The 23,329-nt window shown below is 66.3% G+C and carries 21 protein-coding genes; 18 read left to right on the top strand and 3 right to left on the bottom strand.

Features of this window, described 5'->3' with window-relative positions; genetic code table 11:
- Positions 1–92 precede the first annotated feature (92 nt).
- Both V6M63_RS10840 and V6M63_RS10835 read right to left on the bottom strand, forming a co-directional pair.
- Complete coding sequence (locus V6M63_RS10840; protein ID WP_442909574.1) at positions 93–1,298, bottom strand: pseudouridine synthase; 1,206 nt, start codon at positions 1,296–1,298, stop codon at positions 93–95.
- A 7-nt stretch (positions 1,299–1,305) separates the two neighbouring features.
- Complete coding sequence (locus tag V6M63_RS10835) at positions 1,306–2,040, bottom strand: Crp/Fnr family transcriptional regulator (RefSeq protein WP_332741667.1); 735 nt, start codon at positions 2,038–2,040, stop codon at positions 1,306–1,308.
- A 171-nt stretch (positions 2,041–2,211) separates the two neighbouring features.
- Here V6M63_RS10835 and V6M63_RS10830 point away from each other — a divergent pair, with 171 nt between their 5' ends.
- The 10 genes from V6M63_RS10830 to V6M63_RS10785 all read left to right on the top strand — a co-directional run bounded on the left by V6M63_RS10830 (position 2,212) and on the right by V6M63_RS10785 (position 13,582).
- Positions 2,212–4,158 (top strand): AMP-dependent synthetase/ligase, encoded by a 1,947-nt coding sequence (locus V6M63_RS10830; protein ID WP_332741665.1) that lies wholly within the window; start codon positions 2,212–2,214, stop codon positions 4,156–4,158.
- A gap of 19 nt (positions 4,159–4,177) precedes the next feature.
- Positions 4,178–4,972 (top strand): ABC transporter ATP-binding protein, encoded by a 795-nt coding sequence (locus tag V6M63_RS10825; protein WP_332741663.1) that lies wholly within the window; start codon positions 4,178–4,180, stop codon positions 4,970–4,972.
- 157 nt (positions 4,973–5,129) lie between these two features.
- Positions 5,130–6,059 (top strand): branched-chain amino acid ABC transporter permease, encoded by a 930-nt coding sequence (locus tag V6M63_RS10820; protein WP_332741661.1) that lies wholly within the window; start codon positions 5,130–5,132, stop codon positions 6,057–6,059.
- A gap of 24 nt (positions 6,060–6,083) precedes the next feature.
- Entirely contained in the window at positions 6,084–7,160 is a 1,077-nt protein-coding gene (locus V6M63_RS10815) for a branched-chain amino acid ABC transporter permease (RefSeq protein WP_332741659.1), read from the top strand.
- Positions 7,161–7,248: 88 nt separating this feature from the next.
- On the top strand, positions 7,249–8,586 hold the full coding sequence (locus tag V6M63_RS10810; RefSeq protein WP_332741658.1) for an ABC transporter substrate-binding protein: 1,338 nt from the start codon (positions 7,249–7,251) through the stop codon (positions 8,584–8,586).
- A 217-nt stretch (positions 8,587–8,803) separates the two neighbouring features.
- Positions 8,804–9,613, top strand: coding sequence for an ABC transporter ATP-binding protein (locus V6M63_RS10805; protein ID WP_332741656.1), 810 nt, complete (start codon positions 8,804–8,806; stop codon positions 9,611–9,613).
- A gap of 121 nt (positions 9,614–9,734) precedes the next feature.
- The gene (locus V6M63_RS10800; protein WP_332741654.1) at positions 9,735–10,988 is read left to right on the top strand and encodes a phenylacetate--CoA ligase family protein; all 1,254 of its coding nucleotides are present in this window, start codon (positions 9,735–9,737) and stop codon (positions 10,986–10,988) included.
- 148 nt (positions 10,989–11,136) lie between these two features.
- Positions 11,137–12,120 carry a tripartite tricarboxylate transporter substrate-binding protein gene (locus V6M63_RS10795; protein ID WP_332741652.1) on the top strand — a complete coding sequence of 328 codons (984 nt, stop codon included), beginning with the start codon at positions 11,137–11,139 and terminating at the stop codon, positions 12,118–12,120.
- 101 nt (positions 12,121–12,221) lie between these two features.
- Positions 12,222–12,593, top strand: a complete 372-nt coding sequence (locus tag V6M63_RS10790) for a hypothetical protein (protein WP_332741651.1) — start codon at positions 12,222–12,224, stop codon at positions 12,591–12,593.
- Positions 12,590–13,582, top strand: a complete 993-nt coding sequence (locus V6M63_RS10785) for a Bug family tripartite tricarboxylate transporter substrate binding protein (protein WP_332741649.1) — start codon at positions 12,590–12,592, stop codon at positions 13,580–13,582. The genes V6M63_RS10790 and V6M63_RS10785 overlap by 4 nt, the downstream gene beginning before the upstream one ends.
- Before the next feature lie 252 nt (positions 13,583–13,834).
- Here the strand turns inward: V6M63_RS10785 and V6M63_RS10780 are convergent, their stop codons facing one another.
- On the bottom strand, positions 13,835–14,161 hold the full coding sequence (locus V6M63_RS10780; RefSeq protein WP_332741647.1) for a DUF1840 domain-containing protein: 327 nt from the start codon (positions 14,159–14,161) through the stop codon (positions 13,835–13,837).
- 122 nt (positions 14,162–14,283) lie between these two features.
- Here V6M63_RS10780 and V6M63_RS10775 point away from each other — a divergent pair, with 122 nt between their 5' ends.
- The 8 genes from V6M63_RS10775 (at position 14,284) to V6M63_RS10740 (ending at position 23,309) form a co-directional block, all read left to right on the top strand.
- Entirely contained in the window at positions 14,284–16,722 is a 2,439-nt protein-coding gene (locus tag V6M63_RS10775) for a bifunctional salicylyl-CoA 5-hydroxylase/oxidoreductase (protein ID WP_332741646.1), read from the top strand.
- A gap of 11 nt (positions 16,723–16,733) precedes the next feature.
- Positions 16,734–17,213 (top strand): MarR family winged helix-turn-helix transcriptional regulator, encoded by a 480-nt coding sequence (locus tag V6M63_RS10770; protein WP_332741911.1) that lies wholly within the window; start codon positions 16,734–16,736, stop codon positions 17,211–17,213.
- A complete protein-coding gene (locus tag V6M63_RS10765) occupies positions 17,210–18,064 on the top strand; it encodes an enoyl-CoA hydratase family protein (protein WP_332741645.1) in 855 nt (284 codons plus the stop codon). Before V6M63_RS10770 ends, V6M63_RS10765 begins: the two co-directional genes overlap by 4 nt.
- 1 nt (position 18,065) lies before the next feature.
- A complete protein-coding gene (locus V6M63_RS10760) occupies positions 18,066–19,265 on the top strand; it encodes an acyl-CoA dehydrogenase family protein (protein WP_332741643.1) in 1,200 nt (399 codons plus the stop codon).
- A 13-nt stretch (positions 19,266–19,278) separates the two neighbouring features.
- Complete coding sequence (locus tag V6M63_RS10755; protein WP_332741641.1) at positions 19,279–20,928, top strand: AMP-binding protein; 1,650 nt, start codon at positions 19,279–19,281, stop codon at positions 20,926–20,928.
- 179 nt (positions 20,929–21,107) lie between these two features.
- Positions 21,108–21,500, top strand: coding sequence for a RidA family protein (locus V6M63_RS10750; RefSeq protein ID WP_332741640.1), 393 nt, complete (start codon positions 21,108–21,110; stop codon positions 21,498–21,500).
- A gap of 137 nt (positions 21,501–21,637) precedes the next feature.
- Positions 21,638–22,915, top strand: a complete 1,278-nt coding sequence (locus V6M63_RS10745) for a PQQ-dependent sugar dehydrogenase (RefSeq protein ID WP_332741638.1) — start codon at positions 21,638–21,640, stop codon at positions 22,913–22,915.
- A 79-nt stretch (positions 22,916–22,994) separates the two neighbouring features.
- A complete protein-coding gene (locus tag V6M63_RS10740) occupies positions 22,995–23,309 on the top strand; it encodes a c-type cytochrome (protein WP_332741637.1) in 315 nt (104 codons plus the stop codon).
- The last annotated feature ends 20 nt before the right edge of the window (positions 23,310–23,329 follow it).

Below are 23,329 nucleotides of genomic sequence, written 5' to 3'. Positions count from 1 at the left end.
GACTCTGTGGCGTACCGTTTCATCTTTTACAGTCGCAGTATCCTCCCGGCGGCTTTGTTACACAATGCCGGCCACTGGTCTGCGGCACGGACTCAAAACACCTCCCCCGCCCCCAAATACCGCCACTGCCCCACCGGCAGATTCCCCAGCACCACCTGGCCGATGCGCACACGCTTGAGGCCCACCACGTGCAGGCCCACCTGCTCGCACATGCGGCGAATCTGGCGTTTCTTGCCTTCGATCAGCACAAAGCGCAACTGCTCGGGGTTTTGCCATTCCACCTGCGCGGGCTTGAGGGCCTGGCCCTCCAGGCTCAGGCCGTGGCGCAGCAGGGCCAACTGGTGTGGCGGAAAAATCGCCTGCACGTTTTCAGCGACCACGCCCGCGCCCTGCGGACCGTTGGGCGCGAACTGCACGCGCACCAGGTATTCCTTCTCCACGCCGCTGCTCTCGCCGATCAGCGTGCGCGCCACGCGGCCGTCCTGCGTGAGCACCAGCAGGCCGGTGGAGTCGATGTCGAGTCGGCCGGCCGGGGCCAGGCCGCGCGTGTGCTCGGGCGCGAAGCGACGGCCATCGGCCGGCGTCTTGGCGTCGCCGCGCCACTGGCTCGGTGCACCGATCAGCGTGGCCGCGGCCTCGTGCCCGTCTTCGGGCTGGCCACTCACGTAACCCACCGGCTTGTTCAGCAGGATCGTGACCTGCCCGGCCTGTTGATGTCGCGCCTGAGGCAGCACCTCCACCTGCGCATCGGGCGCCACGGGCATGCCCATCACGGCGGGCTCGCCATTGACCAGCACCCAGCCGCGCGCGATCCACTCGTCGGCCTCGCGGCGCGAGCACAAGCCGAGGTCGGCCATGCGTTTGTTGAGGCGCACCTCACCGCGCACATTGCCCACGCGGGCGAGATCGGGCCGGTGGGGCTGGGGCGGGCGCGGTGCGGCGGAGGGGCTGCGCTGCGGACGATCAGTGGGTCCGAAGCGCTCCTCCGTGCGGCGCGGCGCCGGTCGCTCGTTCCAGCCGCGGTCATCACCGCGCGGGGCGTTTGCGGGGCCCGAGCGTGGTCCATCTGCCCCGTAGCGTGGGCGCTCGGTGCGATCGCGTTCGGGGCCGGCGCGCTTTGCGCCGTAGCCCGGCGACGGCTCACGGGGCGGCTTGGGCGCCGAGGCCGAAACGGTCTTGGCGCGGGCCGGCCCGGGTGGGCGCACCGGCGCTCGGCGCGGCGCGCGTGGATCGGCGGGTGGCTTGTTGGCTGCGCCCGGGTTGAGCTTGAGCGTGCGGGCGGGTTTGTCGGTCGTCATGGGTCGATCATCCTTCATCCAATTGCCCGGACCTGAGAGCGGCAAGATCGAGCACGCGCAGGCCGCCGTATTCCACCCGGATCCAGCCCTTGGCTGCCAGCGTGGTCAGGGCTTCGTTGGTGCGCTGGCGCGACAGGCCCACCAGGTACGCCAGTTCCTGCTGCGTGATGCGCAGGATGCCGCCCACGTTGGGCGAGAGCAGCGGGTGGAACAGCGCGGCCAGGTTGCGTGCCACGCGCAGGTCGGGGCTGCCCAGGCGGTCGATCTCGCGCGCGGCGATGAACTGGCCCAGGCGCTCGTTGAGCTGGTACATCACGAAACGGTTGAAGCCGATCGAGTGGTCGAGCAGCCAATCGAACGTCTCCACCGGCAGGCCGGCCACGCGGCTCTTGCGCAGCGCCTGGATGTTGTAGCGGTACTGCTCGTGCTTGAGCACCGTGCCCTCGCCAAACCAGCCACCGGGCGCCACACCGGTGAAGGTGACCACCGGGCCTTGGGAATCGTCGTTGCTCATCTTGAGCAGGCCATCCACCAGACCAAACCAGTACGTCACCGGCCGGCCAAAGCGGCAGATGATGTCGCCCGCGTCGGCTTCACCCACCACCAGTGCGTCCACGGCACGCGCCCGCTCAATGGGCGTCAGGCGCTGCAGCCAGGGAATTTCGGCCAGCTCTGCCTCGGTGGGGGCGCGCGCGCGGTCCCGCAGATCGTTGCCGGAACGGTGGGGGGCGAAGGGGTTCATGGCGGTGTGAAAGGCGGCATCCCATAGGGGAAAGTCCTAGGAGGGATGACCCGCAATTGTCGTCGTACCGACAACATGACGTCAAACGAAGTCATACGATCCGCTTCATCAATGAGTGTCCCAAGAAGGACAGTCAAATGCCGGCGGCCCGGACCGGCCCAGGAGACACACATGCACACGACGTTCCCCCAGCTGCTGCTGGACCACGCCCAGCGCCGCCCCGACGCGCCGGCGATGCGCGAGAAGGAATACGGCATCTGGCAGACCACCAGCTGGAGCAACATGGCCCGGCTGGTCGAAGCCCTTGCCTGCGGGTTGCATCAGGCCGGCCTGCAGCGCGGCGAACACATGGTCGTGATCGGTGCCAACCGCCCCCGGCTCTACGCCACCATGCTGGCCGCGCAGTCGCTGGGCGCCATTCCCGTCCCGCTGTACCAGGACGCGGTGGGCGGCGAGTGTGTCTTTCCGATCAACAACGCCGAGGTGCGTTTCTGCGTGGTGGAAGACCAGGAACAGGTCGACAAGATGCTGGAGATCCGCGAGCAGTGCCCGCAGCTCTCTCACATCTATTACGACGACCCACGTGGCCTGCGCAACTACAGCCAGCCCGGCCTCGGTGGCATGGAAGAGCTGATCGCCGCGGGCCAGGCGCACGCCCAGGCGCACCCGCAGCTGTTTCGCGAGCAAGTGGCCGCCGGCCAGCCCGACGACGTGGCCGCCATGTTCTTCACCAGCGGCACCACCGGCAACCCCAAGGGTGTGGTGCACACCCACCACTCGCTGATCAACCGCGCCGATGTGGGCGCGCGCTTCGACAAGCTCACCCCCGCTGACGAGGTGCTGGCCTACCTGCCACCGGCCTGGGTCGGGCAGAACATCTTTTCTTACGCCCAGTGGCTGGTGGCTGGCTACGTGGTGAACTGCCCGGAGTCCGGTGCCACGGTCACCATCGACCTGAAGGAAGTGGGCCCGACCTACTACTTCGCGCCGCCACGCGTGTTCGAAGGGCTCTTGACGAGCGTGATGATCCGCATGGAAGACGCGGGGGCCTTGAAGCGCGGCATGTTCCATTACTTCATGGACGTGGCGCGCCGCGTGGGCCCCACCCGCATGGACGGCAAGGCCATCGGTCTGGTGGATTCGATCAAGTACCAACTGGGCGACTGGCTCGTCTATGGCCCGCTGCGCAACAACCTCGGCATGAGCCGCGTGCGCGTGGCCTACACCGCGGGTGAGGCCATCGGGCCCGACCTCTTCTCCTTCTACCGCTCCATCGGCGTCAACCTCAAGCAACTCTATGGCTCCACCGAGACCGCCGTCTTCGTCTGCCTGCAGCCCGACCACGAAGCGCGCGCCGACACCGTTGGCGTGCCTTGCGAAGGCGTGGAGATCAAGCTCAGCGAGAGCGGCGAGATCCTGGTGAAGTCGCCCGGCCTCTTGAAGGGCTACTACAAGAACCCGAGCGCCACGGCCGAGGTGCTCAGCGCGGACGGCTGGTACCACACGAGTGATGCCGGCTTCATCGACGCCTCGGGGCACCTGAAGATCATCGACCGCGTGAAGGACGTGGGCCGCCTGCTGGGTGGCGCTTTTGATGGCGCCATGTTCGCGCCCAAGTACGTGGAGAACAAACTCAAGTTCTTCTCGTACATCAAGGAGGCCGTGGCCCTGGGCGACAAGCGCGATCGGGTCTGCGTGATGCTCAACATCGACTTCGAGGCGGTGGGCAACTGGGCCGAGCGGCGCAACCTCTCGTACGCCGGCTACACCGACCTGGCGCAAAAGCCCGAGGTCTACGAACTCATCCGCGACTGCGTGGAGAAGGTCAACGCCGACCTCTCGCGCGACGAGCTGCTCGCGGGCAGCCAGATCAGCCGTTTCCTGGTGCTGCACAAGGAACTGGACGCCGACGACGGTGAGCTCACCCGCACGAACAAGGTGCGCCGCGGCTTCATCAGCGAGCGCTACGCCGCGCTGGTCGATGCGCTCTACAGCGGCAAGACCGAGCAGTACATCGAGACCCAGGTGAAGTTCGAGGACGGGCGCAGCGGCTCGGTCAACGCCACGCTCAAGCTGGGTGACGCCAAGACCTTTGCCCCGGTGAAAGCCGCCGCCTGAAGCACCACACAGACCACCCATGAGCAAAAAAATCGGCGACGTCATCCTGGACGTGCACAACATCAGCCTGCGCTTCGGTGGCGTCAAGGCGCTCACCGACATCAGCTTTGACGTGCGCGAGCACGAGGTGCGCGCCATCATCGGGCCCAACGGCGCGGGCAAGAGCTCCATGCTCAACTGCATCAACGGCGTGTACCAGCCGCAGGAGGGTTCGATCAGCTTTCGGGGCCAGACCTTCAAGCACATGAACAGCCGCCAGGTGGCCGAGATGGGGATCGCGCGCACCTTCCAGAACCTCGCGCTCTTCAAGGGCATGAGCGTGATCGACAACATCATGACCGGGCGCAACCTGCGCATCAAAAGCAACCTCTTTGCGCAGGCGTTTCGCAACCCCTTCGGCATCGGTGGGGCGCAGAAGGAAGAAGAGGCGAACCGCGAGTTCGTCGAACACATCATCGACTTCCTGGAGATCCAGGCGCACCGCAAGACCCCGGTGGGCCAGTTGCCCTACGGCCTGCAAAAGCGCGTGGACCTGGGGCGCGCCCTGGCCATGGAGCCGCAGGTGCTGCTGCTGGACGAACCCATGGCCGGCATGAACCTGGAGGAGAAGCAGGACATGAGCCGCTTCATCCTGGATGTGAACGACGAGTTCGGCACCACCATCGTGCTGATCGAGCACGACATGGGCGTGGTGATGGACATCTCCGACCGCGTGGTGGTGCTGGACTACGGCAAGAAGATCGGCGACGGCACGCCCGAAGAGGTGCGCTCCAACGAAGAAGTCATCAGCGCCTACCTCGGCACTTCACATTGATGGACTCCACAACCATGCAGCAGAACACCACAAACCATCGCATGAAGAAGCCCCAGCACAGGATGTCATGGAACCGGCTTTGCCGGGCCACAGACATCGCCCCCTGGAGGGGGGATGCGGCTACACGCAGTGAGCAAGCAACGGGGGGGAGATAGTCATGGCATTTTTCCTGGAAGCATTGCTCGGCGGCCTGATGGCCGGCATGCTGTATTCGCTGGTGGCGCTGGGGTTCGTGCTGATCTTCAAGGCCTCGGGCGTGTTCAACTTCGCGCAAGGCGCCATGGTGCTGTTCGCAGCGCTGGCCATGGCGCGCTTCTCGGGCTGGGTGCCGGGCTGGCTGGGCATCGAAGACAAGTTCCTGGGCAACCTGATCGCCTTCGTCATGGCCGGTGCGCTCATGTTCGTGCTGGCCTGGCTGATCGAGCGCCTGGTGCTGCGCCACCTGGTCAACCAGGAAGGTGTCACGCTCCTGATGGCCACGCTGGGCATCACCTACTTCCTCGACGGCCTGGGCCAGACCATCTTCGGCTCGGACATCTACCAGATCGACGTGGGCATGCCCAAGGACCCGGTCTTCCTGTTCGAGGGCACCTTCGAAGGCGGCGTGCTGGTCAACCTCGAAGACGTGTACGCGGCCTGCGTGGCCGCCCTGCTGGTGGCCGTGCTCTCGCTGTTCTTCCAGAAGACCAGCACCGGGCGCGCGCTGCGCGCGGTGGCCGACGACCACCAGGCCGCCCAATCCATCGGCATCCCGCTCAACCGCATCTGGGTCATCGTCTGGTTCGTCGCCGGCATCACGGCGCTCGTGGCCGGGATCATCTGGGGCTCCAAGCTGGGTGTGCAGTTCTCGCTCACCACGGTGGCCCTGCGCGCCCTGCCCGTGATCATCCTGGGCGGCCTGACCTCGGTGCCCGGCGCCATCATCGGCGGCCTGATCATCGGCGTGGGCGAGAAGCTCTCCGAGGTGTATCTGGGCCCCTATGTGGGCGGCGGTATCGAGATCTGGTTCGCGTATGTGCTCGCGCTGGTGTTTCTCCTGTTCAGGCCGCAGGGCTTGTTCGGCGAAAAAATCATTGACCGCGTCTGAAACAGAACAAGAAGAAAGCCCGCCATGTTCTATCGTGAAAACGGTCAATTCAAGACCTCCTACCGCGCCGACCAGCAGATCTTCCCGATCGCGCAGGACCGCTGGGTCATCCTGGCCTTCATCGCCTTTGCCTTCATCGGCGTGCCGCTGCTGGTCGATGAGTACATGTTCCGCGCCATCCTCATCCCCTTCCTGATCCTGGCGCTGGCCGCGCTGGGGGTGAACATCCTGGTGGGCTACTGCGGGCAGATCAGCCTGGGCTCGGGCGCCTTCATGGCCGTGGGCGCCTACATGGCCTACAACACCTACGTGCGCATCGAGGGCATGCCCGTGATCATCGCCCTGCTCTCGGGGGGCTTCTTCGCCACGCTGGTGGGCATCTTCTTCGGCATCCCCAGCCTGCGCGTCAAAGGGCTGTACCTCGCCGTGGCCACACTGGCCGCGCAGTTCTTCTGCGACTGGGCGTTCCTGCGCATCGGCTGGTTCACCAACAACACCGCCTCCGGCTCGGTCTCGGTCTCCAACCTCAACGTGCTGGGCTGGACCATCAACACGCCCATGGAGAAGTACCTTTTCTGCCTGGGCTTCCTGGTGGTCTTCGCCTTGCTGGCCAAGAACCTGGTGCGCTCGGCGATCGGGCGCGAGTGGATGGCCATCCGCGACATGGACGTGGCCGCCGCCGTCATCGGCATCCGTCCCATGTACGCCAAGCTCAGCGCCTTCGCCGTGAGCTCCTTCATCATCGGCGTGGCCGGTGGCCTGTGGGGCTTCGTGCACCTGGGCTCCTGGGAGCCCGCGGCCTTCTCCATCGACCGCAGCTTCCAGTTGCTCTTCATGGTGATCATCGGCGGCATGGGCTCGATCATGGGCAGCTTCTTCGGCGCGGCCTTCATCGTCGTGCTGCCCATCTTCCTCAACCAGTTCCTGCCCGCCCTGGGCGCCCTGGTGGGCGTGGAGATCTCCACCGCGGCCGTCTCACACACCGAATTCATGGTCTTCGGCGCCCTCATCGTCTGGTTCCTCATCGTCGAGCCCCACGGCCTGGCCAAGCTCTGGAGCATCGCCAAACAGAAGTTGCGGCTCTGGCCTTTCCCGCACTGAGTTCGGAACGGCGCGGGCCGTCCGGCATTCAAAGGTCATCATGGGTTTTGTGTTGGTGTGTGTTTGATTTTTATTAGGAGACAACGAAATGAAAATGCGAAATCTGATTCTGTCCGTGTCCATCGCTTGCGCGGGTGTGTCCGCTGCGCTGGTAGCACCGAGCGCCATGGCGCAAGACAAGGAACAATTCTTCCCCTCGCTGGTGTACCGCACCGGCGCCTACGCGCCCAACGGCGTGCCCTTTGCCAACGGCTTTGCCGACTACCTCAAGCTGGTCAATGCGCGCGGCGGCATCAACGGCGTGAAGGTCTCGTTTGAAGAATGCGAAACCGGCTACGCCACCGACCGCGGCGTGGAGTGCTACGAGCGCCTCAAAGGCAAGAACGGTGGCGCGACCGTGTTCCAGCCGCTGTCCACCGGCATCACCTTCGCCCTGACCGAAAAAGCCCCTGGCGACAAGATCCCGCTGATCACAGCGGGCTATGGCCGCAGCGAATCCGCCGACGGCGGCGTGTTCAAGTGGAACTTCCCGATCGCAGGCACCTACTGGGTGGCGGCCGACGTGCTGATCCAGCACATCGCCAAGAAGGAAGGCGGCTACGACAAGCTCAAGGGCAAGAAGATTGCACTGGTCTATCACGACAGCCCCTACGGCAAGGAACCCATTCCCCTGCTGCAGGAACGTGCGTCCATGCACGGCTTCTCGCTGAGCCTGCTGCCCGTGACCCACCCGGGCGTGGAACAAAAGGCCACCTGGCTGCAGATTCGCCGCGACAAGCCTGACTACGTGCTCAACTGGGGCTGGGGTGTCATGAACTCCACTGCACTGAAGGAAGCCCAGGCCACGGGTTATCCGCGCGAGCAGATGTACGGCGTGTGGTGGGCCGGTGCGGAGCCCGACGTGAAGGACGTGGGCGCGGGTGCCAAGGGCTACAACGCCATCACCATGCAGCATGGCACCGAGAAGGGCGCCGCCGTGGTCAAGGAAATCCTGGAAAAGGTGCACGCCAAGGGCCAGGGCACCGGACCGAAGGATGAGGTCGGCGACGTGCTCTACATGCGCGGCCTGATGAGCTCCATGTTCGCGGTCGAGGGCGTGCGCCAGGCCCAGGAGAAGTACGGCAAGGGCAAGGTCATGACGGGCGAACAGGCCCGCTGGGGTTACGAGAACCTGAACCTCACGCAAGCCAAGCTCGACGCGCTGGGCTTCAAAGGCGTGATGCGCCCGATCTCCACCAGCTGCCAGGACCACATGGGCGCTGCCTGGGCCCGCATCCACACCTGGGACGGCACCAAGTGGGGCTTCACCAGCGACTGGTACCAGGCCGATGAGCAGATCATCAAACCCATGGTCAAGGCCGCGGCCGACAAGTACGCAGCCGAGAAAAAGCTGACCCGCCGCACCGGCGCGGACTGCCAGAGCTGATCGGAATCACCCCCCGCGTCGCCTTCGGCGCCTCCCCCCCTCTCTCGCCTTCGGCGGGAGGGGGGCGACACCTGGGGCCGGCGGAGCCGGACCCGCGGTGTCTCTGGAAGGAGGCACCGCAGTCGCGGCGGGTGTTGATCTCTCGCGGCTGGCTTGCCAGCCGCCATCTGAAAGACCGGCGTGCCGCGTCTTTCAAATGGCTTCCAAGGAACACACCATGACGACACCCAACACCGTCCTCAACGTCAACGGCATCGAGGTCATCTACAACCACGTGATCCTGGTGCTCAAGGGCGTTTCGCTCAACGTGCCCGAAGGCAAGATCGCCGCCGTGCTCGGGGGCAACGGCGCGGGCAAGACCACCACCTTGCGCGCCATCTCCAACCTGCTCAAGGCCGAGCGCGGCGAAGTCACCAAGGGCAGCATCGAGCTGCGCGGCGAGCGCATCGAGAACCTGAGCACCTCCGACCTGGTCCACCGCGGTGTGGTGCAGGTCATGGAAGGTCGGCACTGCTTCGCCCACCTCACCATCGAAGAGAACCTGATGACCGGCTCCTACACCCGCAAGGACAAGGGCGAGATCGCGCGCAACCTGGAGAAGGTCTACACCTACTTCCCGCGCCTCAAAACCCGGCGCACCAGCCAGGCCGCCTACACCTCGGGCGGTGAACAGCAGATGTGCGCCATCGGCCGCGCCCTCATGACCAACCCCAGCGTGATGCTGCTCGACGAGCCCTCCATGGGCCTGGCACCGCAGATCGTCGAGGAGGTGTTCGAGATCGTGAAAGACCTGAACCAGAAGGAGAAGGTCACCTTCCTGCTGGCCGAGCAGAACACCAACATGGCGCTGAAGTACGCCGACTATGGCTACATCATGGAGAGCGGGCGCATCGTGATGGACGGTCTGGCCAGCGAGCTGCGCAACAACGAGGACGTGAAAGAGTTCTACCTCGGCATGGGCGGTGGCGAGCGCAAGAACTTCAAGGACGTGAAAAGCTACAAGCGCAGGAAGCGGTGGTTGGCCTGAATGGCCCACCCCCGCGCCGCGCCGTCGGCGCGTCACCCCCTCAAGGGGGCAACACCTGCGGACCGGCAAAGCCGGATCCGCGGTGTCTCTGAAACAGACACTTCTCTCAACTGGAATGGCGATGAACGAGTTTTTCGACGCTCTTGAAACGCGGTCCTCCGATCAGCGCGAGGCCGAGCAGATGGCCTCGCTGCCTTTGCAGATCGCGCACGCGCAACGCCACAGCCCGGCGTTTGCCGAGATCTTGCGCGGCGTCGACGCAGCGGCCGTGACCAGCCGCGAAGCACTCGCCCGCTTGCCGGTCACGCGCAAGAGCGAGCTGCTGGAGCGCCAGAAGGCATCGCGTGCACAAGGCGGCGACGCCTTTGGTGGCTTTGCCGCGCTGGTGCGTGGCCCGGCCATGTCGCGCGTGTTCGCCAGCCCCGGGCCGATCTACGAACCCGAAGGCGCGGGGCGCGACTACTGGCGCGCCGGCCGAGCGTTGTTCGCCGCGGGTTTTCGTGCCGGCGAACTGGTGCACAACAGCTTCAGCTACCACATGACACCCGGGGCCTTCATCCTGGAATCGGGCGCACACGCGGTGGGTTGCACCGTGTTCCCGGCCGGCACCGGCCAGACCGAGCAACAGCTGGACGCCATGGTGGACCTCAAGCCCGCCGCCTACACCGGCACACCGAGTTTCCTGCGCATCCTGCTGGAGAAAGCCCGGGATGCCGGCGTCGACATCCGCAGCCTCACCAAGGCATCGGTCGGCGGTGAGGCCTGTCCGCCCAGCCTGACCGCCTGGTTCAAGGAACAGGGCCTGGACGTGTACCAGACCTACGCCACGGCCGACCTGGGTCTGGTGGCCTACGAAACGCAGGCCCGCCAGGGTCTGGTGCTCGACGAAGGGGTGATCGTCGAGATCGTTCGGCCCGGCACGGGCGATCCCGTGCCCGATGGCGAGGTGGGTGAACTCGTGGTGACCACGCTCAACGCGGCCTACCCGCTGATCCGGTTCGGCACGGGTGATCTCTCGGCCATCCTGCCCGGCCATTGCCCCACGGGCCGCACCGCCCAGCGCATCAAGGGCTGGATGGGCCGGGCCGACCAGACCACCAAGGTGCGGGGCATGTTCGTGCACGCCTCCCAGGTGGCCGACATTGCCCGGCGTTTTCCGCAGGTCAACAAGGCGCGCCTGGTGATCAGCGGGGAGATGGCCAACGACCAGATGTGCCTGAAGGTCGAGGCCACCGAGGCCGACGACACGCTGCGCGAGCTGATCGCGGTCGCGGTGCGCGATGTCACCAAACTGCGCGGCGATGTGCAGCTCGTGCCACCCGGCAGCCTGCCCAACGACGGCAAGGTGATCGAGGACGCGCGCAGCTACCAGTGATGGCCGAAGGCCCATCGGTCGCGCGGTGGCCCTGGCTGCAGCGCAGCAGAGGGTTTTCCCAGGCGCTCAGCTAAGTAATTTCCGCGATTTCCTGCTGTGATGTGAGGGATACCATCCGGGGGTTCACTTAACCCAGATGGAGATCTCCATGAAAAAACTGCTTGTTGTCGCTTTGGCTGCCACCGTATCTGCCGGCGCATTTGCGCAGGCCTTCCCCGCGAAACCCATCACGTTCGTGGTGCCTTTCGCCGCCGGCGGCCCCACCGACCTGGTGGCCCGCCGTCTGGCCGAAGCCATGCGCAAGCCCCTGGGCGGCGCCAACATCGTGGTGGAAAACGCCGCTGGTGCAGGCGGCACCATCGCCGGCACCAAGGTGGCCCGCGCCAACCCGGACGGCTACACCCTGCTGGTCTGGCACATCGGCATGGCAGCCACCACCAGCCTGTACCGCAAACAGCAGTTCAAGCCACTCGAAGACTTCGAGTACCTGGGCTTGATCAACGACGTGCCCATGACCCTGCTGGGCACCAACAAGCTCAATGCCAACACCTACCGCGACTTCGAGTCGTACATCCGCGCCAACGGCGGCAAGCTCAACCTGGCCCACGCCGGGCTGGGTTCAGCCTCCCACATCTGCGGCCTGATGTGGCAGTCGGCCGTGAAGCTCGACAAGTCCATGACCACCATCGCCTACCGCGGTACGGGCCCGGCCATGAACGACCTGATCGGCGGGCAGGTGGACGTGATGTGTGACCAGACCACCAACACCACCGCGCAGATCGAAGCCGGCCGCGTGAAGGCCTTCGCCGTGACCACGGCCAAGCCGCTGTCCAAGCACAAGCTGCTCAAGGACTACCCGTCGCTGCAGGAAATGGGGCTCAAGGACTTCAACCTGACCATCTGGCACGGTCTGTACGCGCCCAAGGGCACGCCAGCCGACGTGACCAAGAAGCTCAACGACGCACTGCAGGTGGCCCTGAAGGACCCCGAGTTCATCAAGAGCCAGGAAGACCTGGGCGCCCTCGTGGTGAACGACAACCGCGTCACCCCCGCTGGTCACAAGGCTTTCGTGGCCAACGAGATCACCAAGCTCAAGACCGTCATCGACGCAGCCGGCCAGTTCGCCGACTGAACTGTTGAACACCCCTGCGGCGCTCTGCGCCGTCCCCTCAAGGGGACGACACCTTGGGCCGGCGGAGCCGGACCCTCGGTGTCTCTGAGTGGAGGCACCTCGTGATCGCCATCCGCGTCATCGACTCCATCACCGAACTGCAGCCCGCTGATGCGGGCTGCATTGCTTTGAGCGGCTCGCACGGGGGCTTGAGTTCGGCGCGCTATGCGCTGGCGGTCCGGCCGCTGCTCTCGGTCTTCAGCGACGCGGGTGTGGGTCGGGACGCTGCCGGCATCGCGGGCCTGGAATTTCTGCAAACGCACAACCTCGCGGCCTGCACGGTGTCGCACACGAGTGCGTGCATCGGACAAGCAGCCAGTACATTGGCCCATGGTGTGGTCAGCCATGCCAACGCCGCGGCGCAAGCCTTGGGCATCCGCACCCAGGAGCGCCTGCAACCGCAAATAGACAACCTGAGCCGGAGACAACCATGAATCTTTCCCGTCGCACCCTGGTCGCACTGGCCGTTGCCGCCACCACCCTTCCTGGCCTGGTGGCCGCCCAGACAGCCTGGCCGAGCAAGCCCATCCGCATCGTGGTGCCTTTTGCACCGGGTGGCACCACCGACATCCTGGCGCGCACGCTGGCGCCCGAACTCACCAAGGCACTCGGCCAGCCGGTGGTGGTGGAAAACCGCGCAGGCGCCGGAGGCAACATCGGCGCCGACCTGGTGGCCAAAGCACCGAACGACGGCTACACCCTGCTCATGGGCACGGTGGGCACGCACGGCATCAACAAATCGCTCTACTCGAAACTGCCCTACGACCCGCAGAAAGACTTCGCCCCCATCACGCTGGTGGCCGGCGTGCCCAACGTGATGGTGATGAACACCAAACGCGCGCAGGAGCTCGGCATCAACAGCGTGGCCGACTTCGTGAAGTACGCCAAGTCCCGCCCCGGTCGGCTCAACATGGCGTCCAGCGGCAACGGCACCTCGATCCACCTGGCGGGCGAGCTGTTCAAGTCGCGCACCGGCATCTTCATGACGCACATCCCCTACCGCGGATCGGGTCCGGCCATGACCGACATGCTCGGCGGCGCCATGGACGTGATGTTCGACAACCTGCCTTCGGCCATGCCGCACATCCAGGCCGGCGGCCTGAAAGCCTTTGCCGTGACCAGCGCGGTGCGCTCCAGCGCGCTGCCCGACACGCCCACGGTGGCCGAAGCCGGTTCACTGCCGGGCTTCGAAGCCAGCTCCTGGTTCGGCCTGCTGGCACCCGCCGGCACCCCGCCCGAGGTGGTGAACCGCCTGCAACAGGAAACCGCCAAGGCGCTGGGCCTGCCCGCGGTGAAAGAGCGGCTCGTGGCGCAAGGCGCCATCCCCAGCGGCAACACGCCCCAGGAGTTTGCCAAGCTGATCGAAGCCGAAATTGCGAAGTGGGCGCCGGTGGTGAAGGCCTCTGGCGCCAAGGTTGATTGACCCCCGAAAGAGGAGCACCCCCGCCGCGCTTTGCGCGACCCCCTCAAGGGGGCGATGCCTACGGCCCGGCGGAGCCGGTTCCGTGGCATCTCTGGGTGGGATCGTCTCGCTCCGGAGATAGCCGAGGCAGTCTCTCCGGAGCACGTGCCTTTACCCCAGGGCACCCACGGAACCGGCTCCGCCGGGCCGCAGGGTGCTCCCCCCTCGCGCAGCAGAGGGGGGAGCGGCGAAGCCGCGCGGGGGGTGGCTTCTCTAGACCCCCCAAACGATGTCCACGCCCGCTTTTTCGCAGCGCTGCATCATCTCGATGAATGGCGCGCTGCGCATGCGCAGGCTGACCTGATCGAACTCCGGCGGTACGTCTCCGCGCGCAGCGGCTTCTTCGCGAAGCCTCTTCTGTTCAGCCTCTTCAAGCACGATGGCATCGCGGATGGCCTGGATGGCGGCCGGCATCTGCTGATGCATCACGACCCCTGGCCCCGAGGGGTCTTTGCCGAGAATTTCCAACAAGCGCTTGCCGTGCTGCTTCAGCATCACCAGGTCGCCGGTTTCGCGGGATTTGAATCGGTACACGGACATAAAGGAACCTCCTTGGGCTGCGTTTCATTGTTGCACCAAAGTACTCCATACGGGCATCGGTACAGGCAAGGTTGGGGTAAACCCGATTGAAACTGAATAATTCAAGTCTAAACTAATTAGACATGAACACTTCAGACTCGCCGCTTCAACGGATCCTGTGCATCGGCGGTGGCCCCGCCGGCCTGTACTTCGCCTTGCTGATGAAGCGGCGTGATCCATCGCTCACTGTGACGGTGGTCGAACGCAACCGGCCGTTCGACACCTTCGGCTGGGGCGTGGTGCTGTCGGATCAGACGCTCGGCAATCTGCGCGCGGCCGATCCGGAGTCGGCCACGCTCATTGGCGAGGCGTTCAACCACTGGGACGACATCGAGGTCTTCTACAAGGGTGGCCGCGTGCGTTCGGGCGGTCATGGGTTCTGCGGCATCGGGCGCAAGAAGCTGCTCAACATCCTGCAGGACCGTTGCCTGGCATTGGGTGTCCACCTGGTGTTCGAGACCGACGTGACCGACGACCAGGCGCTGGCCGCCCAGTACAACGCCGATCTGGTGATCGCCAGCGACGGCCTCAACAGCCGCATCCGCACCCGCTACGCCGAGACCTTCCAGCCCGACATCGACACGCGCGAATGCCGCTTCGTCTGGCTCGGCACCAAGAAGACCTTCGACGCCTTCACGTTCGACTTTGTGCAGACCGAGCACGGCTGGTTCCAGGCGCATGCCTACAAATTCGACGGCGAAACCTCGACCTTCATCGTGGAAACACCCGAAGCGGTGTGGAAGGCGCACGGCATCGACCAGATGGAACAGGCCGAAGGCGTGGCGTTCTGCGAGAAGCTCTTCGCCGATCGGCTGGAAGGCCACGCGCTCATCAGCAATGCGCAGCACCTGCGTGGCTCGGCCAACTGGATCCGCTTCCCACGCGTGATCTGCAAGACCTGGGTGCACTGGCAGGATGTTCGCCCCCATGCTCCGCCGCTGCGCGGGTCGCTGCCCCCCGAGGGGGCTGATCCGGCTTGGGGCGGCCCGGCGCCGGATCGCGCGGCGCGGCGCACACCGATCGTGCTCATGGGCGACGCCGCCCACACCGCCCACTTCTCCATCGGCAGCGGCACCAAGCTCGCACTTGAAGACGCGATCGACCTGGCCAATGAATTCACGCGCCACGCCAACGCCGATGTGGCCGAGGTGCTGCAGGGTTACGAAGCGCGCCGCAGCGTGGAGGTGCTCAAGATCCAGAACGCCGCGCGCAACTCGACCGAGTGGTTCGAGAACGTGGACCGCTACACCGGCATGGAGGTGGAGCAGTTTGCCTACTCGCTGCTCACGCGCAGCCAGCGCATCAGCCACGAGAACTTGCGACTGCGCGATGCAACGTGGCTTGAAGGCTATGAGGCCTGGTTGCAGAACCAAGCTCAGCCCGGCACGCCGGTAAAAAAACACCCGACACCACCGATGCTGCTGCCACTCACCGTGCGCGGCCTCACGCTCAAAAACCGCATCGTCGTTTCGCCGATGGCGCAGTACAGCGCGGTGGACGGCGCGGTGGGCGACTACCACCTGGTGCACCTGGGCGCGCGCGCGCTCGGTGGCGCGGCGCTGGTGATGGTGGAGATGACCAGCCCCACGCCCGAAGGCCGCATCACGCCCGGTTGCCCCGGTCTGTGGAACGATGTGCAGCAAGCCGCCTTTGAGCGCATCGTGCACTTCACGCACGGCAGCCACGCGCACATCGGCATCCAGCTCGGCCACAGTGGACCCAAGGGCTCCACGCAGCTGGGTTGGGAGCGCATCGACGAACCGCTGGAGTCCGGCAACTGGTCCGTGATGTCGGCCAGCGCCGTGCCCTACGGCCCGCAGAACCAGGTGCCGCGCGCGATGACCCGTGCCGACATGGATGCGCTCACCGCCGCCTTCGTCGAGTCCACCCGCCGCGCCGCCGCCGCCGGCTTCGACTGGCTCGAACTGCACGCCGCGCACGGCTACCTGCTCTCGGCCTTCATCTGCCCGCTGACCAATCAGCGCACCGACGAATACGGCGGCTCACTGGAGAACCGCTGCCGCTACCCGCTGGAGGTGTTTTCCGCCATGCGCGCCGTGTGGCCACAGGACCGGCCCATGAGCGTGCGCATCTCCGCGCACGACTGGGCGCCCGGCGGCAACACGCCCGACGACGCGGTGGAAATCGCGCGCCTGTTCAAGGCCGCCGGTTGCGACGTGATCGACGTGTCCTCGGGCCAGACCACGCGCGCGGCCAAGCCGGTGTATGGCCGCATGTACCAGACGCCGTTCGCCGACCGCGTGCGCAACGAGGCCGGCATCCTGACCATGGCGGTGGGCGCGATCAGCGAAGCGGACCACGCCAACAGCATCATCGCCGCCGGCCGCGCCGACCTCTGCGCGGTGGCCCGCCCTCACCTGGCCGACCCGGCCTGGACGCTGCACGAGGCCGCCAAGCTGCAAACGCGTGCCCTGCAATGGCCACGCCCATACGAGAGCGGCCGCGACCAGCTGTATCGAGAAACCGCGCGCCAGCAAGCCTTGAAAGACAACACCCCATGAACGATTCACCTCTGGATCTGGAAGCGAGAGCACACAGCGAACACGCGCACGAGTTGCGTTTGTGGCTGCGTCTGCTCACCTGCTCGCAGCTGATCGAAAAACGGGTGCGCACCGGCCTGCGCGAGCAGTTCGACACCACGTTGCCGCGCTTCGACCTCATGGCCCAACTGGAGCGCCACCCCGAGGGTTTGAAGATGAAGGAGCTCTCGCACCGGCTCATGGTCACCGGCGGCAACGTCACCGGCATCACCGACCAGTTGGTGAACGAAGGCCTGGTGGAGCGGCTGGACGTGGACGGTGACCGCCGCGCGTTTCGCGTGGCGCTCACCGAGCACGGCCGCACCACCTTCACCGAGATGGCGCGCCAGCACGAGGAATGGATCGTGGACGCCTTCCAGGGCCTGAGCCCACGCGATCTGGAAAGCCTGCACAAGCTGCTGGGCAAGGTCAAACAGCATCAGCTGGACATCAACACGCGCATCGAAACATGAAACACCCCATCCCCGACCACAACCCCATGCGCGGCCAGTACACCGCCATGGCCGATGCACGCCCCAGCCACTTCGCACTCAGCGTGAACGACGGGGTGGCCACCGTCACGCTCAACCGGCCCGAGCGCAAGAACCCGCTGACCTTCGAGTCGTACGCCGAACTGCGCGACTGGTTCCTGGCGCTGCAGAAAAGCACCGACATCCGCGCCGTGGTGCTCACCGGCGCGGGGAACAACTTCTGCTCGGGCGGCGACGTGCACGAGATCATCGGCCCGCTCACGAAGATGACCATGCCCGAGTTGCTGGCCTTCACCCGCATGACTGGTGCGCTGGTGAGCGCCATGCGTGCCTGCCCACAGCCCATCGTGGCCGCACTCGACGGCGTGTGCGCCGGCGCGGGCGCCATGATGGCCCTGGCCTCGGACCTGCGCCTGGGCACGCCGCAGGCCACGGTGGCCTTCCTGTTCACCCGCGTGGGCCTGGCCGGTGCCGACATGGGCGCCTGCGCCCTGCTGCCGCGCATGATCGGCCAGGGCCGCGCCAGCGAGTTGCTGTTCACCGGCCGCGCCATGAACGCGCAAGAGGGCCACGCCTGGGGTTTCTTCAACGCGCTGCACGAGAGCGCCGCGCTGCTGCCCGCCGCGCACAAGCTCGCCACGCAACTCGCGCAGGGCCCGACCTTCGCGCACGGCATGACCAAGACCATGCTGCACCAGGAATGGGCCATGACGCTGGACCAGGCGATCGAGGCCGAAGCGCAGGCGCAGGCGATCTGCATGCAGACGCAGGATTTCAAACGCGCCTACGAGGCCTTCGCTGCGAAGCAGCGGCCACAGTTCCAAGGTGATTGAGATGGTCGCCTTCGAACACCCCCACGGCATGCACCCACCGCAATCGCAGTGGGAACTGCCCTTCTTCGACGCGCACCACCGCGGCATGGCGCCGCGCCTGGCCGACTGGGCCGCGCTGCAAGACGTGAACGAGAGCGACGATCGCGCCGCCTGCAAGGACTGGGTGGCGCGCCTGGGGCGCGACGGCTGGCTGCGCTACTGCGTGCCGGCCGCGCACGGCGGCGCCCTGCCCGCGCTCGATTCGCGTTCGCTGGTGATCCTGCGCGAAACGTTGGCTTTCCATTCGCCCTTGGCCGATTTCGCGTTTGCGATGCAGGGCCTGGGCAGCGGCGCCATCACGCTCGCCGGCACGCCCAAGCAGCAAGCGAAGTACCTGAACGCCGTGGCCAGCGGCCAGAAGATCGCGGCCTTCGCGCTGAGCGAGCCCGAGGCCGGCTCCGACGTCGCCGCCATGGCCACGCAGGCCGTGCAGACCACCAGCGGCTGGACACTGAACGGCACCAAGACCTGGATCAGCAATGGCGACCTGGCCGACTTCTACGTGGTGTTCGCCAAGACCGACCCGCAGGCCGGTGCGCGCGGCATCAGCGCCTTCATCGTCGATGCACAACAACCCGGCCTGGACAGCAGTGAGCACCTCCACGTGATGGCGCCGCACCCGCTTGCCACGCTGCGGTTCAAGGGCTGCGCCATCGCCAGCGACGCGATGGTCGGCCCGCTGCACGGCGGCTTCAAGCTCGCCATGCAGACACTGGACATCTTCCGCGCCTCGGTGGCTGCGGCCGCGCTCGGCATGGCGCGCCGTGCGTTCGCCGAAGCGGTGGCGCAGGCCAGGCACCGCAAGATGTTCGGCCAGACGCTGGCCGACTTCCAGCTCACGCAGGCCCGCCTGGGCGAGATGAGCGCACTCATCGACGCCGCCGCCCTGCTCACCTACCGCGCCGCCTGGCAGCGCGACTGCAGCGCCACCCAGGGTGCGGGCACGCTGGCCTACACCACGGCCGCGGCCACCGCCAAGCTCACCGCCACCGAGAACGCGCAGCGCGTGATCGACATGGCGCTGCAGATGTTCGGTGGGTGCGGCGTGCAGGTGGGCCAGAAGATCGAGAGCCTGTACCGCGACATCCGCTCGCTGCGCATCTACGAAGGCGCGAGCGAAGTGCAACTGCTCATCCTCGGTAAAGCCGCGCTGCGCGCCTGAACACACCACCACCATGTCCACACGCCTCGTTCCCAGCGCGCAAGCCGACCACTTCGTGCACGACCACCTGCCGCCGCCGGAGCAGTGGCCCGAGCTGCGCTTCGACCGGCCCGAGTTGCAACTGCCCGCACAGGTCAACGCGGTGCAAGCGCTGTTCGAGCGGGCCATCGCCGCCGGCCATGCCGACCGAGCGCTGTTTCGCAGTGACGAGCGCACGCTGAGCTACGCACAGGCGCAGACCGAAGTGAACCGCATCGCCAACGCGCTCACGGTGGAGCTGGGTCTGGTGCCCGGCAACCGCGTGCTGCTGCGCGGCGGCAATTCGGTGGCCATGGCGCTGGCCTGGCTCGCCACGGTGCAGGCCGGGCTGGTCGCGGTGGCCACCATGCCGCTGCTGCGCGCCAAGGAGCTCGGCGCCATCATCGCCAAGGCGCAGCCCGTGCTGGCGCTGTGCGACGTGAAACTGCAGGACGAACTCAAAGCGGCACTGGCGGCCGATCCCACCACCGCCGGCATGACGCTGCTGGTGTTCAACACCGGTGACGCGGAGCTGCCGCATTCGCTCGAAGCCATGGCGGCTCGCCAGTGCGCGCACAGCACGCCCTGCCCCACGGCCGCCACCGACATCGCCCTGCTCGCCTTCACCTCGGGCACCACCGGCACGCCCAAGGCCGCCGTGCACACCCACCGCGACGTGCTCGCCGCCTGCGAGACCTGGCCGCGCCACGTGCTGCGCGCCACGCCCGACGACATCGTCGTGGGCTCGCCGCCACTGGCCTTCACCTTCGGCCTGGGCGGTCTGCTGGTGTTTCCCATGTGGGCCGGCGCCTCGGTGTACTTCCCCTCCATTCCCTACACGCCCGAAGCCATGGTGCAGCTGATCGCCCGCGTGGGCGCCACCATCTGCTACACCGCGCCTACCTTCTACCGACAGATGGCCGCGTTCGCCAAAGTGCACGGCATCGGCCGGCTGCGCATCAGCGTGAGCGCGGGCGAGGGCCTGCCCGATGCCACGCGCCAGCTCTGGAAGCAAGCCACGGGGCTGGAGATGCTCGACGGCATCGGCGCCACCGAGATGTTCCACATCTTCATCTCCTCGCCGCCCGAGTCGGTGCGCCGCGGCGCCATCGGCCAGGTGGTGCCGGGCTACGAGGCGCGCGTGGTGAACGACGCGGGTGAGCCGCTGCCGGTGGGTGAGGTGGGCAAGCTCGCGGTGATCGGCCCCACCGGTTGCCGCTACCTCGACGATGCGCGCCAGACGAACTACGTCAAGGGCGGCTGGAATCACCCTGGCGACGCCTTCCGCATGGATGCGGACGGCTACTTCTTCTACCAGGCGCGCACCGACGACATGATCATCACCGCCGGCTACAACGTGGCCGGCCCCGAGGTGGAAGCCGCCCTGCTGGAACACCCGGCCGTGGCCGAGTGCGGCGTGGTGGGCAAGCCCGACGACGATCGCGGCCAGATCGTGCTGGCCTACGTGGTGCTCAAGCCCGGCGAAACCGCCGACGCAGCGCAGGTGAAGGCGCTGCAGGACCACGTGAAGCACAGCCTCGCACCCTACAAATACCCGCGCGAAGTGGTCTTCGTGACCCAGCTTCCGCGCACCGAAACCGGCAAGCTGCAACGTTTTGCCCTGCGCCAGCAAGCCAGCACATGACCCCCCCCCGCGTCGCCTCACGGCGCCACCCCCCTCTCTGGCGCCTTCGGCTTGGAGGGGGGCGACACCTGGGGCCGTCGGAGCCGGACCCTCGGTGTCCCTGGGTTGGGCTGTGGCGCTCGCGGGTTGGCTGGCGGTGTCCACGCCCTTTGCTTTTTTCTTTGAATGACGGCTCTCACATGAAACACCTGCAACCGCCCGGCTGGGCCACCCCCAAGGGCTACGCCAACGGCATCGCCGCGCGCGGCACCCATGTCTTCGTCGGCGGCCAGATCGGCTGGAACGCCAGCCAGACCTTCGAGAGCGACGACTTCATCGCGCAGACGCGCCAGGCGCTGCTCAACATCCGCGACGTGCTGGCCTGTGCCGACGCGGCACCGCAGCACATGGTGCGCATGACCTGGTACATCACCGACCGGGTGGAGTACAACAACCGCCTGCGCGAACTCGGCGCGGCCTACCGCGAGGTGATGGGCAAACACTTCCCCGCCATGACCTGCGTGGAGGTCAGCGCGCTGGTCGAAGCGCGGGCCAAGGTGGAGATCGAAGTGACGGCGGTGGTGCCCGACTGACTCCCCTGAGGCGTTTGAGCGGCGCGACAGCCAATCCCACACCACGCATGTGGCTTGCACCCGGCCCCGGTTTCCCTCCAGAATGATTTTCTCGAGAAGTGGTTTTCGAGACTTCGAATCACACAGAGGAGACCAACATGACAAGCAAGAAGCTGCTGCTGGCGCTGATGGCCTGCGGCTTGGCCACGGGCGCACTGGCCCAGGCTGGCAAGGACAACCTGGCCACACTCAAGCAGATGAAGGTGTCAGGCGTCGACCTCAACATTCCGCCGGTTCCGCAGGAGGGCAAGAACGCCGATGCGATCCGCGCCAACCTCAAAGCCGTGAAGCTGCCCCCCGGCTTCAAGATCGACCTCTACGCCGTGGTGCCCGACGCGCGTCACATGGCGGTGGCACCCTCCACCAACATGCTCTTCGTGGGCACGCGCAAGACCCGTGTCTGGGCCGTGACCGACCGCAACGGTGACGGCGCGGCCGACGAGGTGAAACCCTTCGCGCCGTCGCTCAACTTCAAGGTGCCCAACGGCGTGTGCTGGACCAAGGACGGTTTCCTGATCGTGGTCGAGCACAACCGCGTGCTCAACTTCCCGGCCGCCGAGTTCTTCTACGAAGGCCCGGACGTGGCCGTGATCGAGGTGGTGCCCCAGGGCGGCCTGATCCCGGTGGAGGAGGAGTCGTTCAACCACGGCGCTCGCACCTGCCGCGTGGCCGATGACGGCACGCTCTACATCACCCTGGGCCAGCCGCACAACGTGCAGCCGGCGGGCAAGGTCGAGCTGTACGACAAGCTCGGCATTGGCGGTGTGGTGCGCATGAACGCGTTCGACGGTTCCAAGCGCGAGGTGTTCTCGCGCGGCATGCGCAACTCGGTCGGCATGGACATCAACCCCAAGGACAAGTCGGTGTGGTGGACCGACAACCAGACCGACGGCCTGGGTGACGACGTGCCGCCGGGCGAACTCAACCGCGCCACCAAGGTCGGTGAACACTTCGGCTACCCCTACTGGAACGGCAAGTACAAGGTGGCCGGTTCGCCCGCCGCCATCGACCTCAAGGACATGAAGGAACCCGCCAACGCGGTCTTCCCGCAGGTGGAGTTCCCGGCCCACCAGGCCCAGCTGGGCATGACCTTCTACAACGGCAAGCAGTTTCCGGCCAGGTACCAGGGCGGCATCTTCGTGGCCGCGCACGGCTCGTGGAACCGCAGCCAGGCCACCGGCGCGTTGATCAACTTCGTCCCCCTCAACGCCGACGGCACCGCCGGCAAGGCCGAGGTGTTCGCCGAGGGCTGGCTGGACGGCAATGGCGTGTACAAGGGCCGCCCGGTGGACGTGGCGCCGATGAAGGATGGCTCGCTGCTGATCTCGGACGACTACGTCGGCGCGATCTACCGCGTCACCTACTCACCAAACTGATCGGGCACCCGGTCCCTGGCGCCAGGCGACCCACGCGGGTTGCCTGGCGCCCCTTCATGTTCGAACGGATCTCTTTCCCATGCGAATCCCCATCCTCCTGGTCGCCGCCCTGAGCGTCGGCGCTGCCCACGCAGCCGATCCCGTGGTGGGCCGAGCCAAGGCCAACGCGGCCTGCGCGGTCTGCCACGGTCCCAACGGCATGTCCATGGCGCCCAACGCTCCCCACCTGGCGGGTCAACCCACCATCTACCTGGTCGAACAGCTCAAGAACTACCGCAGTGGCAAGCGCCCCCACGAAGTGATGGGCGTGATCGCCAAACCCCTGACCGACGCCGAGATCGAGGATCTCGCCGCCTGGTATTCGTCGCTGCAGATCAGCGTTCAAGTTCCCTGACATCCAAGCCCCATCCCCAC

This window comes from Hydrogenophaga sp. (genome assembly GCF_036675665.1).
Taxonomy (GTDB): Bacteria; Pseudomonadota; Gammaproteobacteria; order Burkholderiales; family Burkholderiaceae_C; genus Hydrogenophaga.
The sequence above is the reverse complement of the archived record's forward strand: the minus strand, read 5'-3'. Positions and strand labels throughout refer to the sequence as shown.